Below are 11,767 nucleotides of genomic sequence, written 5' to 3'. Positions count from 1 at the left end.
AGGATTCCCTCATCCGCGGGCCGGCCCCGCCCGCCGGGCAGGCGCCGCCGCGTACGCGTCCGCCGCGTACGCGTCCGCCGCGCCGAGCAGGGTGCGGGGGCGCGGCGGTGCGGCGTGCGGTCAGGAGTCGAGGCCGATGGCGAACGCGGCCTCGAGGTCGTGCTGGGAGTAGGTGCGGAACGCGACGTGCGTGTCGGTGCCCAGGACGCCGGGGATCTTGCTGATCCGGCCGGGGATGACGTCCGCGAGGTCGTCGTGCTCGCGGACCCGCACCATGGCGATCAGGTCGTACGTGCCGGTGACCGAGAAGACCTCGCTGACCGAGTCCAGGGCGGCGATGTCCTGGGCGATCTCGGGGATCCGGTCCACGCTGGTCTTGATGAGCACGATCGCGGTGATCACGGCTGGTTCTCTCCCTGGGTCGCCGTCGCTGGTGGATTCACTGTAGTCGTCCGCCGGAACCGCATCCGCGCGGTGGCGAACCCCAGCCCGAACCCCACCAGGTGCGCCAGGTACGCCACCCCCGGCCCGTCCCCGGCGCGCTCCGCGCCCAGCCACTGCAGCGCCGCCCAGAACGGCAGCACCACCCACGCCGGCAGCCGCACCGGCAGGAAGAAGAGGAACGGCAGCAGGGTGGTGACCCGCGCCCGGGGAAAGAGGTGGAGGAACGCGCCCAGCACCGCCGACACCGCCCCGGAGGCCCCCACCAGGGACTGCGGGGACGACGGGTCGGCGAGCGCGTAGCCCAGCAGCGCCAGGCTGCCGCAGCCGAGGTAGAAGAGCGCGAACCGCGCGCTGCCCATCCGCCGCTCGGTCATCACCCCGAAGACCTGGAGGAAGAGCACGTTCCCCAGCAGGTGCAGCCAGCCGCCGTGCACGAACAGCGCCGTCAGCGGGGTCACCAGGGAGTCGGGATCGCCCGCCAGCAGTTCGGCCGGCACCACCCCCCAGCGCCGGAAGAAGGCGCGCTGCGCCGCCAGAAGTTCCTCGCCGGTCCCGTGATCGGGACGCAGCCCGGAGGCGGGCCCGATCAGGAAGAGCAGCACGCACAGCGCCGTCAGTCCGTGGGTGACGGGCGCCGGCCGGCTCCGGACCGCCGCGGCGAACGCCGTGCTCCAGTCGCGGATCATGCACGAAGTGTGACGCACCGGACACCGCGGGTGGGTGCCGCCTCGCCGCCGTGGACTCGCGAGCGACCGGCGGGTGAATGGCCGTAGGGTTACCCCGCACAGGCACCGAGGCAGGTGCCGGCAACGGCCCCCGGCGACACAGAAAGGGCGAAGCCCGCGATGACGGTTCCCCTCCCCACCGAGACGACCCGCTGGCGGTGCACGCTCTGCGGCAACCTCACCCGCTTCGACGTCACCCGCTCCTCGAAGGTCGTCGAGTACGTCCACCTCGACCTGGCGGGCGCGCCCACGGTGGAGGAACGCGAGGTGGTCAGTGAGACCATCGAGTCGGTCCGCTGCCGCTGGTGCAACGCGGTGGACAAGGTGGAACTGGTGGACAGGCCCGGCGCCGGCTCCTGACGGAGCGGCCCGGAGCTCCGACGGACGACGGACGACAGGCGAGGGGTGACGGAGTGGCCGGTGACGGAGGCGGAAAGCCGGACGACGGCGCCGCTGAGGTGCTGGACCGTCCCCTGCCCGACGGAGTGCGCCGCCGCGTCGTCCAGATCGCCGCGGACGCGTTCGGCTCGCTGACCGTGTCCGAACTGCCCGCCCAGCTCCGGCAGTACGCCCGCTTCACGCCCACCCGGCGCGCCAAGTTCGCGGGCAACGCCATGGCGGCCGCGCTGGAGGGCGAGGCCCAGTTCCGGCAGCGCGTCGGCGAGAAGTTCCGCGAGGCCCAGCCGGAGCTCGCCGCCGCGCTGGAGACCGGCGCGCCGCCGCCCGCCGCCGACCCGCTGGACGTGGCGGCCGCCGCGTACGTGCTGCGCCCGCCCGGCTGGGTGAAGCTGGTGACCGCCGCCGGCGAGGAGGCCCAGCGCGCCGAGGCCGAGCGGGCCGACGAGGAGACCCGGGCCGAACTGGACCGCCTGCGCGGCGAGCTGGCCGCCGCCCGCGACCAGGTCCGCACCGAGACGGAACGCCTGCGCGCCGAGCTGGAGACCGCCCGCAAGGAGGCCGAGTCGCTGCACCGCAAGCTGCGTTCGGCCCTCAGCGACGTCAAGCGCGGGGAGGCCGCCCAGCGCAAACTGCGCGGCGAGCTCGACGAGGTGAGGGCGCACGCCCAGGCCCAGGTGTCCGCAGCGGAGAGCGAGAGCCGCCGGCTGAAGGCCCGGCTCGGCGAGACCGAGGCGGCCCTCGAGGCCGGCCGCAAGGCGGTCCGCGAGGGCCGCAGCATCGAGGACATGCGGGTCCGGCTGCTGCTGGACACCGTGCTGGAGGCCGCCCAGGGGCTGCGCCGCGAACTCGCCCTGCCCCCGGTGTCGGTGTGGCCGGCCGAGACCGTCGACGCGGTGGAGCCGGGCCGGATGACCCCCAAGGACATCGCCGCCCGCGCGCTCTCCGAGGACGACCCCGCCATCCTGGACCAGCTCCTCGCGCTGCCCCAGGTCCACCTGGTGGTGGACGGCTACAACGTCACCAAGACCGGCTATCCGCAGATGCCGCTGGAACAGCAGCGGCTGCGGCTGCTGGGCCAGTTGTCCACCCTGGCCGCGCAGACCAACTGCGAGGTCACCTGCGTCTTCGACGGCGCCGAACTGGCCGCGCCGGTGCTGCTGGCGCCGCCGCGCGGGGTGCGGGTGCTGTTCTCCAAGCCGGGCGTCACCGCCGACGAGCTGATCCGCCAGCTGGTGCGGGCCGAGCCGTCCGGCCGGCCGGTGGTGGTGGTCTCCACCGACCGCGAGGTCGCCGACGGGGTGGCCCGCGCGGGCGCCCGTCCGGTCGCCTCCGCGGTGCTCCTCAAGCGCTTCAACCGCGGCTGAGGACCGGGCGCGTCCCATCTGTCACTTCCCCGCTCCTATGGGCGGGTTGACCGTTTTCTTTCGCAACGCACGGTCATCCGAACGTCACCGCAGGTGAGTCGAATGCAAAGTTTGCAGGCCGGGGCGAGATTTTTCATCTGAGGATTTGAACTGATCACAGGAAGGTCACTAGGGTCAGCCGTCGAACCTTCGCTCGGGTGATCGCTCAGAGGGAGTGACGGCGAAGGCTCACCGCCCGCCAGGTGTGCTCTCCGGCAGGCGGCTGATGGAAGAAGGAGCTCGCCCACGTGGCGTCCCACCGTCGACCCAAGCAGCCGAGCCGCGCACGCGTCACCGTGCTGACCACCGCCGCGGCAGCCGCCGTCGTCCTCGGCGGCAACGCGGCCCACGCCGCCCCCGCCAAGCCCTCCAAGGGCGAGGTGAAGGAGAAGGTCGACAAGCTCCACGAAGAGGCGGAGCAGGCCACCGAGAAGTACAACGGGGCCAAGGAGAAGCAGAAGAAGCTCGAGAAGGAGATCGACGCCCTCCAGGACAACGTCGCCCGCGGCCAGGAGGACCTCAACGAGCTCCGCGACGCGATCGGCATGGCCGCCGCGGCGCAGTACCGCAGCGGCACCATCGACTCCTCGATGCAGCTCTTCCTCTCCGCCGACCCGGACGACTACCTCGACAAGGCGTCGACCCTCGACCAGCTCAGCAACCAGCAGGTCGAGTCGCTGGCCGAGATCCAGGACAAGCAGCGCGAACTGGCCCAGCAGCGCCAGGAGGCCAACACCAAGCTGGACGACCTGGCCGAGACCCGTGAGGAGCTGGGCAAGAAGCGCAAGGAGGTCCAGGCCAAGCTGGCCGAGGCCCAGAAGCTGCTCAACAGCCTCACCGCCGCCGAACGCGCCGAGATGGCGCAGGAGGAGGCCAAGGCCGCCCAGGAGTCCGCGTCGCTCGCCGGTGGCGGCGGACCGGCCGGCTCCGGCTTCGCCGCCTCCGCCTTCGCCGCCGCGCAGACCAAGATCGGCGTGCCGTACTCCTACGGCGCCACCGGCCCGAACTCCTTCGACTGCTCGGGTCTCACCTCCTGGGCCTACGGCGAGGCCGGCGTCCACATCCCGCGCACCTCGCAGGCGCAGGCCAACGCGGGCACGCGGCTGTCGATGAGCCAGCTCAAGGTCGGCGACCTGGTCATCTTCTACAGCGACCTGCACCACGTCGGGCTCTACGCCGGCAACGGCCAGGTGCTGCACGCCCCGCGCACCGGCACGAACGTGCGCTACGAGTCGATCAACAACATGCCGTTCCAGTTCGGCGTCCGGATCTGATCCGGATCTGATCCTCCTCCCGCCGAAACCCGCCGGCCGTCACCCGGCCGGATGAATCCGGGCGACTCGAGCCGACCGCGCGCCCCGCCGATGACCTGCGTCAGAGGCGGGGCGCGGGCATGTTCGGACCCCGCGGTCCTTGGTGCCGAACCGGCGACGGGGCTACTGTCTGGCGCGTTTCCCCCGACACCGTGGGGAGCGGCCCCGTCACACCCGGTGACGGCCGGCCGGCCAGGTTCGTCAGCCTCGAAGGGAGTGCGGTCGCCCGTGGGTTGTCATCGCCGCCTCGCACCGCGCCGCCTCGTCCCCGCCGGCCGTGCGCCTTCCGCGCCCGGCGCCGCGGGGCTCACCGCCGCGGTCCTGTCCGTCGCCGCCGCGGCCCTCGGCGTCAGCCCCGGCGCCGTCGCCGCGCCGGGCGAGCCGGACGGCCCCCGGGACGCCCGGTCCGAGCTGGACCGGCTGTACACCGAGGCGGAGCGCGCCACCGAGGCCTACAACCGGGCCGACGAACGCGCCGAGGAGCTGCGGGAGGAGATCGGCGCCGCCCAGGACCGGATCGCCCGCCAGCAGGAACGGGTCAACACCCTGCGCGAGGAGCTCGGTTCGCTGGCCGGCGCGGAGTACCGCTCCGGCGGCTTGGACCCCTCGCTGGCCCTGCTGCTCTCCGCCGACCCCGACGAGTACCTCGACAAGGCCGCGGCCCTCGACCGGATCGGCTCCCGGCAGGCCGGCGAGCTGAGCCGGCTGCGGGGGGCGCTGCGCGAACTGGGCCAGGAGCGGCAGGAGGCCACCGCCGACCTCGCCGAACTCCGCCGCACCCGCGAGGACGTGGCCGACCACAAGCGGACGGTGGAACGGAAGCTGACCGAGGCGCGACGGCTGCTGAACGCGCTCCCCGAGGGCGAACGCGCCGCCTGGGACCGCGCCGCCCGGTCCGCACGCGACCTGCCCCCGCCGGGCAGCACCGCGGCGGCCTCCGGACGGGCCGCGGCGGCGCTGGCGGCGGCGCGCTCCGCGCTCGGACGGCCCTACATCTGGGGCGCCAACGGTCCGCACGCCTTCGACTGCAGCGGCCTGACGCAGTGGTCCTACGCGCAGGCCGGACTCTCGCTGCCGCGGACCTCGCAGGCGCAGCGGACCGCCGGGCGGCAGGTCCCGCTCTCCCAGGCGCGGCCGGGGGACCTGGTCACGTACCGGGCCGACGCCTCGCACGTCGCCATCTACGCCGGCAACGGCCAGGTCATCCACGCGCCGCGGCCGGGCGCCGCCGTGCGGTACGACCCGGTGGACATGCTCCCCATCGCGTCCGTCACGCGGCCCTGACGGACCCGCCCGGGCGGGTGCCGCGGGCGGGTGGGGCGGGGGGACCGGGCCGGCGTCACGGCGATCCGGACCGGGGACCGTCCGCCTGCCGGTCGTTCCTTCCTGCCGGTCGCTCCTCCTGTCGGTCGTTCCTGCTTGCTCCCGTCGTTCCTCCTGTCAGTCGTCCCACGCCTCGACGACGACCTGCTCGGAGATCCTGCCGTCGCGCAGGGTGATCATCGACTCGGACAGCACGCGCGGCCCGTCCGGGTACCGGCAGGACTCGCAGTAGGCCGCGTGGTCGCCCTCGACCACGCACCGCTCCAACGTGTGCTCCATGTCGCGGCTGTAGACGTCGGCGAGCATCGCGCCGATCGCCTCCCTGCCGGAGACCACCCGGGGGTGGCTGGGGGTGGCGTCGCGGTTGACGACCCGGATCTCGGCGTCGTCCCGGTACAGGGACAACAGCGTGTCGGGAGTGTCTCCCTCGATACCCCGCCGCAGCGTGTCGGTGCCGAAGGCGGGGCGTGTCTCAGTGCCCATGACGACCTCCTCCTTCACCTCCGAGGCTCCTGCGTCACGGCCGCCCGGGCAACCCCCGGCAGGCCCCGGCCCCGTCGCCCCCTACGATCGGGCGGGTGAAGAGGACCTGGGCGACGGCCGCCGCCGTGCTGGCCTTCGTGCCGGTGGCGTGCGGGCCCGGAACGCCCGACGCGGCGGGACTGCTGGAGCGGCGGAGCGAGGCGCTGCTGGACGGCGACCGGGCCGCGTTCGCGGCGACCGGCGACCCCGGCGCGTGGGAGTCCCTGCGCGTCCTGGACCCGGCCGCCTGGCGCTACCGGGTGACCGGGACGAGCGGGCAGGGCGGGGACACCACGACCGTGGAGGCCGAGCTGCGGTACCGGCTGCGGCAGGACCGAGGCACCGCGACCGCCCACCGCGTCCTCACCCTCTCCCGCGAGGGCGAGGGCGAGGGCGAGGGCGGCGGGGACGGCGCCTGGCGGGTCGTCTCCGACCGTCCGGCCCCCGGCCGGCCGGAGCAGCTCTGGGACGGGGACGCCCCGCTGCGCGGCGCCGACACCGCGCGCAGCCGGGTGCTGGCGGCGGGCGACGCCGATCCCCGCGACTACACCCCGCTCGGCGACGAGGCCGCCCGCGCGGTGGCGGAGGCCTGGGACGTCGACGTCCGCCCCCTGGTCGTGGTGCCGGAGTCCACGGAGGCCATGGCCCGCCTCCTCGGCGCGCCCGCGGCGACCTACCGGCGGACCGCCGCCGTCGCCACGCCCGGCGAGGCCCCCCGGGTCGTCGTCAACCCGGAGGCGTTCGCCACCCTTGACGCGTCGGCCCGGCAGATCGTCGTCACCCACGAGACCACCCATGTGGCCCTGCGCCCCAGCACCACGGCCCGCACCCCGATGTGGCTCTCGGAGGGCTGCGCGGACTGGACGGCCTTCCGGGGCAGCGAGCGGGGGAACGACCCGGCGCGGGCCGCCCCGGCCCTCGCCCGCGCCGTACGCGACGGCCGGGTGCCGCCCCGGCTGCCGACGGACGAGGAGTTCGCCTTCGGCGGGGACGCGGAGACGGTCGGCCGTGCCTACGAGGGAGCCTGGCTGGCCTGCCGGCTGGTGGCGGACCGGTGGGGCGAGCGCGCCGTCCGCGCCCTCCACGACGCGGCGGGCGCGGAGGGCGAGGAGGCCGCGCTGCGGGAGGTGCTCGGCGTGGACCGCGCCCGCTTCACCGAACTCTGGCGCGCGTCCCTCCGCACGGAACTCGACGACACCTGAGCCGGACAGTCCCGCGCCCCGGCCCGCGCCACCGCCCGCGCCCCGGCCCCCGGCACGACGGCGCAGCAGGGGAGCCGCCGCCGGGCCGCCGTGCGGTCACCGGCCGTCGCGCGGCCGGGCGGCGGCCGGGCCGACGCGGCGGCGCCCGGCCCGCGGCGCCCGGCCCGCGGGTCGCGGCCCGCGGGTCGCGGGTCGCGGGGGTCAGAGGAGGTCGCGTAGGCGGTCGGCGAGGAGGTCCCAGCGCCACCGCTCCTCCACCCAGGCGCGGCCCCGCTCGCCCATCCGGCGGCGCAGCTCCGCGTCGCCCAGCAGCGTGACGATCCGTTCCGCGGCCTCCGCCGGGGCACCGCCGCGCACCACCCAGCCGGTCTCCCCGTCGAGGACCGCGTCCGGCGCGCCGCCGGAGTCGCCGGCCACCACCGGGAGGCCCGTCGCCGACGCCTCCAGGTAGACGATGCCCAGGCCCTCGACGTCCAGCCCGCCCCGCCGGGTCCGGCAGGGCATGGCGAACACGTCGCCCGCCCCGTAGTGCGCCGGCAGCTCCGACCACGGCACCGACCCGGTGAAGACCACCGAGCGCTCCACGCCGGTCTCCCGGGCGAGCCGCCGCAGGTCCTTCTCGTAGGGGCCGCCGCCCACGACCAGCAGCACCGCGTCCGGCTCGGCGGCCAGGATCCGCGGCATGGCGCGGATCAGCGTGTCCTGGCCCTTGCGCGGCACCAGCCGCGACACGCAGACCACCACCGGCCGGTCGGTGAGCCCCAGCCGCGCCCGCACCTTGTCCCCGCCGGAGCCGGGGTGGAAGGCCGTCTCGTCCACGCCCGGCGGCAGCTGCACCATCCGGGCCGCCGCCTCGGGCGTCAGCGCGTCCGCGATCCGGGACCGGGTGTACTCGCCCAGATAGGTGATGACGTCGGTGGACTCGCCGATCCGCCGCAGCAGTCGCCGCGCGGCGGGCAGTTGGGCCCAGCCCGCCTCGTGACCGTGGGTGGTGGCCACCAGCCGGGTCGCGCCCGCCTTCCGCAGCGCCGGGGCCATCAGCCCCAGCGGCGCGGCGGCCCCGAACCACACCGAGGTGCACCCGTGCTCCCGCAGCAGGCCGACGGCCCGGCGGGTGGCGCCCGGGGTGGGCAGCAGCATCGTGGTGCGGTCCCGGACCACGGTGAACGGCTGCTCCGCGTCGAAGGCCGCGGTGGCCTCCACGCCCTCCCGGCTCCGCTTCCAGGTCGACGCGTACACCACGAACCGCTCCGGGTCGAGGCGCAACGCGATGTTGTGCAGGAACGCCTGAATGCCGCCGGGGCGCGGCGGAAAGTCATTGGTCACGATCAGCGTCTTGTGCATCGCCGACGACCCTATCCAACGGCCCCATGGGGGATCATGTCCGCATGCAGACCACGGGCCGCGCGCACCCCCCGTCCGCCAACACCCCTGCCGACACCCCTGCCTCGGCCCCCGCCCCGGTGTTCGCCCTGGGGGCGCTGTGGACGGTGTGGACCGCCTCCCGGGTGGTGCTGCTCCTCCTGGTCCTCAAGGTCTGGGTCATGCCCGGACCCGACGTCACCTCCGACGTCCACGTCATCTACCAGAACTGGTACGGCGTGCTCGGCGGGGGAACGTTCCCGCAGGAGGACGTCACCTGGCAGTACCCGCCGGCCGCGGCGCTGGCGATCCTCTCCCCGGCCGTGCTGCCCTGGCTGGGGTACGCGGAGGCGTTCTTCGTGCTCGCCCTCCTGGTCGACCTGCTGGTGTTCGCGCTGCTGCTGCGCGCCGGCCGGGGGAGCGGACGGTCCTCGCACGGGGCCTGGCTGTGGACGGCGGGCGTGCCGCTGCTCGGCCCGACCGTGTACGCGCGGTACGACCTGATGGTCACCGCCGTCGCGGTCGGCGCGCTGCTCGCCCTGACCCGGCGGCCCCGCCTCGCGGGAGCGCTCATCGGATTCGGCGCGATGCTCAAGGTGTGGCCGGCGCTGCTGCTGGCCGGCGCGGTCCGCCGGACCACCTGGCTGTGGGCGGCCGTGACGGCCGCGGTCGTGGCGGCCGGGTTCGCCCTGGCCATGCCGGGGGCGTTCGCCTTCCTCACCTTCCAGCGCGACCGGGGGACCGAGGTGGAGTCGCTGGGGGCACTGGTCCTCCACGTCGCCCGGCAGTTCGGCTGGGAGGGGCAGGTGCTCCTCAACTACGGCTCCATGGAGTTCCTCGGCCCGCACGTGGACACGGTGAGCCGGGGCGCGATGCTCCTGACCGCCGGGGCGTTCGGCTGGCTGCTGTTCTGGCGGTGGCGGGCGGCCCGTCCGGGCGGCACGGCCCAGGCCGCCTGGGCGCCGGTCGTGCCGGCGCTGGCGGGTCTGGTGGCGGTGCTGATGTTCACGGTGACCAGCCGGGTGATCAGCCCCCAGTACATGGTGTGGCTGGTGGGCGTCGCGGCGGTGTGCGTGACCTTCCGCGGCGGCGGCGCCGGGCCCACGGGGTGGGTGGTGGTCGCCGCGTGCGGGGTGACGGTGCTGGAGTTCCCGCTGTACTTCGGCGACGTCGTGAGCAGCACACCGCTGGGGCTGACGCTGCTGTTCCTGCGCAACGGGCTGCTGGTCGCGGCGACCCTGATGGCGGCCGACCGGCTGTGGGACGTCACGGTGGGCGACGGCGTGCCCGCCCCCGCCGAGGCCGAACCGCCGCGCACCCCCCTGCCCTCCGCGTGACGCCTCAGGCCGACGGAGGAACGCGCAGCGCCGCCAGGACCGGGAGGTGGTCGGTGGCGCGGGTCAGGTCGGCGGGGGCGACGCCGGGGAGACCGGCGGGCACGCCGCAGGCGAGGACCTCCACGCCCGGGGTGGTGAACAGGGCGTCGATGCGCTGGACCGGATCCACCGCGGGGGAGGTGAACTCCGCGCCCCACGGAGCGGCGTCGTAGGCGTCCCGCAGCTCCGCCGCGACCCGCCGGAACGTCCGCCCCCGAGGTGACTCGTTGAGGTCGCCGCCCGCCAGCACGTGGGGGACGCCCAGCCGCCGCACCCGCTCCAGCAGCAGGCCCCCCTGCTCGTACCGCTCCGCCGCCTGCAGCGAGAGATGGCAGGACAGCACCCCCAGCCGCGCCGCCGGCCCGAACCGCACGACCGCCGTGGCGAAGCCCCGCCGGTGCAGTCCGGGCGTGAGCGGCAGCAGCACGTCCTCGGCGCGTTCCACGGTCGCCCGCGGCGAGCACAGCAGCGCCGGCCCCGCGGCGGGCGCGCCGCCGGAGAGGACCACCAGGCCCGACTCCCGCGCCAGCCGCGCCAGCCGCTTGCGCCAGCCGACGAACCGCGGCGCCTCCTGCACCAGGACCAGGTCCGGCGCGCAGGCCCGGACCACCCGGGCCAGCGCCGCCGTGTCGTCCCGCATCGACCGCACGTTGTAGGACAGCGCCCGGACCACGGCCGACCCGTCGGCCTCGGTCCGGGACTCCGGAAGCGGGGGGAACGCGTCGGCCGTCACCGGGCGGTCCTACATCGGGGCGGCGGGCTGCCGGGCCAGGTCGGCGGCGCCGACCAGACCCGCCTTGCCGCCCAGCGTCGCCGCGGTCACCTCGGCGACCGGACGCCACCCGCCGCCGACCAGCCAGCGCCGGTAGGACTTGCGGACCGGGCCCAGCAGCAGCTCGCCCTCGTCGGAGAGCCCGCCGCCGATGATGAAGGCCTCCGGGTCGAAGAGCGAGGCCAGGTCGGCGAGGCCCGCGCCGACCCAGCGGGCCAGCTCCCGGTAGGAGTCGACGGCGACCCGGTCGCCCTGCCGGGCGGCGGTCGAGATGTGCTTGCCCTCGATGCCGTCGGGGGTGCCGTCGCCCAGGGAGAGCAGCAGCTCCGCGCTGGACGGCGTGGCGGAGGCGCGCTGCTTGGCGTACCGCACCAGGGCGCGGCCGGAGGCGTACTGCTCCCAGCAGCCCTGCTTGCCGCAGCCGCACTGCAGGCCGTCCGGCACCATCCGCATGTGGCCGAACTCGGCGGCCACACCGAAGTGCCCGCGGCGCAGCTTGTCGCCGATGATGATGCCGCCGCCCAGGCCGGTGCCCAGCGTGATGACGATGACGTTGCGGTGGTTGCGGCCCGCGCCGAACTTGAACTCGCCCCACGCCGCGGCGTTGGCGTCGTTCTCCACGACGACGGGGAGGTCCACGCGGGCCTCCACCTTCGCCTTGAGCGGCTCCTGCCGCCAGTCGATGTTGGGCGCGAAGTAGACCGTGGCCCGCTGCCGGTCCACGTAGCCGGCGGCGCCGATGCCCACGCCGACGATCTGGTGGCCGGCCCTGGCGCCGTCCACCGCGGACGCGATGGCGTCGACGATGGCGGCAGCCGTGTCGGGGGTCGGCACCTTGAAGGTCGAGAGGATGTTGCCTTCCTCGTCGACGACTCCCGCCGCGATCTTGGTGCCGCCGATGTCGACGCCGATGGTGAGTCCCATGT

At 75.1% G+C, this 11,767-nt stretch carries 12 protein-coding genes; 6 read left to right on the top strand and 6 right to left on the bottom strand.

The window, feature by feature from the left end; translation table 11 throughout:
- Window positions 1–120: 120 nt before the first annotated feature.
- Together ABZ836_RS03180 and ABZ836_RS03175 are read right to left on the bottom strand one after the other, a co-directional pair.
- Window positions 121–402, bottom strand: coding sequence for an Lrp/AsnC ligand binding domain-containing protein (locus tag ABZ836_RS03180; RefSeq protein ID WP_356138469.1), 282 nt, complete (start codon window positions 400–402; stop codon window positions 121–123).
- On the bottom strand, window positions 399–1,130 hold the full coding sequence (locus ABZ836_RS03175) for a rhomboid family intramembrane serine protease (RefSeq protein ID WP_356138467.1): 732 nt from the start codon (window positions 1,128–1,130) through the stop codon (window positions 399–401). The genes ABZ836_RS03180 and ABZ836_RS03175 overlap by 4 nt, the downstream gene beginning before the upstream one ends.
- Before the next feature lie 159 nt (window positions 1,131–1,289).
- Here ABZ836_RS03175 and ABZ836_RS03170 point away from each other — a divergent pair, with 159 nt between their 5' ends.
- The 4 genes from ABZ836_RS03170 (at window position 1,290) to ABZ836_RS03155 (ending at window position 5,568) form a co-directional block, all read left to right on the top strand.
- Window positions 1,290–1,529, top strand: coding sequence for a hypothetical protein (locus tag ABZ836_RS03170; RefSeq protein ID WP_108953804.1), 240 nt, complete (start codon window positions 1,290–1,292; stop codon window positions 1,527–1,529).
- A gap of 53 nt (window positions 1,530–1,582) precedes the next feature.
- Window positions 1,583–2,932, top strand: a complete 1,350-nt coding sequence (locus ABZ836_RS03165) for an NYN domain-containing protein (protein WP_356138465.1) — start codon at window positions 1,583–1,585, stop codon at window positions 2,930–2,932.
- 287 nt (window positions 2,933–3,219) lie between these two features.
- Entirely contained in the window at window positions 3,220–4,245 is a 1,026-nt protein-coding gene (locus tag ABZ836_RS03160; RefSeq protein WP_361138737.1) for an NlpC/P60 family protein, read from the top strand.
- Between the two features lie 267 nt (window positions 4,246–4,512).
- A complete protein-coding gene (locus ABZ836_RS03155; RefSeq protein ID WP_361138734.1) occupies window positions 4,513–5,568 on the top strand; it encodes an NlpC/P60 family protein in 1,056 nt (351 codons plus the stop codon).
- Between the two features lie 156 nt (window positions 5,569–5,724).
- Here ABZ836_RS03155 and ABZ836_RS03150 read toward each other — a convergent pair whose 3' ends face one another.
- Window positions 5,725–6,090 carry a nuclear transport factor 2 family protein gene (locus ABZ836_RS03150; protein ID WP_356138461.1) on the bottom strand — a complete coding sequence of 122 codons (366 nt, stop codon included), beginning with the start codon at window positions 6,088–6,090 and terminating at the stop codon, window positions 5,725–5,727.
- 95 nt (window positions 6,091–6,185) lie between these two features.
- On the opposite strand from ABZ836_RS03150, the gene ABZ836_RS03145 reads away from it, so the two are divergent.
- On the top strand, window positions 6,186–7,331 hold the full coding sequence (locus ABZ836_RS03145) for a hypothetical protein (RefSeq protein ID WP_361138729.1): 1,146 nt from the start codon (window positions 6,186–6,188) through the stop codon (window positions 7,329–7,331).
- A gap of 201 nt (window positions 7,332–7,532) precedes the next feature.
- On the opposite strand, the gene ABZ836_RS03140 is transcribed toward ABZ836_RS03145, so the two are convergent.
- The gene (locus ABZ836_RS03140; RefSeq protein ID WP_361138726.1) at window positions 7,533–8,675 is read right to left on the bottom strand and encodes a glycosyltransferase family 4 protein; all 1,143 of its coding nucleotides are present in this window, start codon (window positions 8,673–8,675) and stop codon (window positions 7,533–7,535) included.
- A gap of 44 nt (window positions 8,676–8,719) precedes the next feature.
- Here ABZ836_RS03140 and ABZ836_RS03135 point away from each other — a divergent pair, with 44 nt between their 5' ends.
- Entirely contained in the window at window positions 8,720–10,030 is a 1,311-nt protein-coding gene (locus ABZ836_RS03135; RefSeq protein WP_361138723.1) for a glycosyltransferase family 87 protein, read from the top strand.
- 4 nt (window positions 10,031–10,034) lie between these two features.
- Here the strand turns inward: ABZ836_RS03135 and ABZ836_RS03130 are convergent, their stop codons facing one another.
- Together ABZ836_RS03130 and ABZ836_RS03125 are read right to left on the bottom strand one after the other, a co-directional pair.
- Window positions 10,035–10,802, bottom strand: coding sequence for an endonuclease/exonuclease/phosphatase family protein (locus tag ABZ836_RS03130; RefSeq protein ID WP_356130743.1), 768 nt, complete (start codon window positions 10,800–10,802; stop codon window positions 10,035–10,037).
- 9 nt (window positions 10,803–10,811) lie between these two features.
- Window positions 10,812–11,765, bottom strand: a complete 954-nt coding sequence (locus tag ABZ836_RS03125; RefSeq protein WP_356130745.1) for an ROK family glucokinase — start codon at window positions 11,763–11,765, stop codon at window positions 10,812–10,814.
- Between the last annotated feature and the right edge of the window lie 2 nt (window positions 11,766–11,767).

The organism is Streptomyces sp. NPDC047130, assembly GCF_040643475.1.
Classification (GTDB): domain Bacteria; phylum Actinomycetota; class Actinomycetes; order Streptomycetales; family Streptomycetaceae; genus Streptomyces.
The sequence above is the reverse complement of the archived record's forward strand: the minus strand, read 5'-3'. Positions and strand labels throughout refer to the sequence as shown.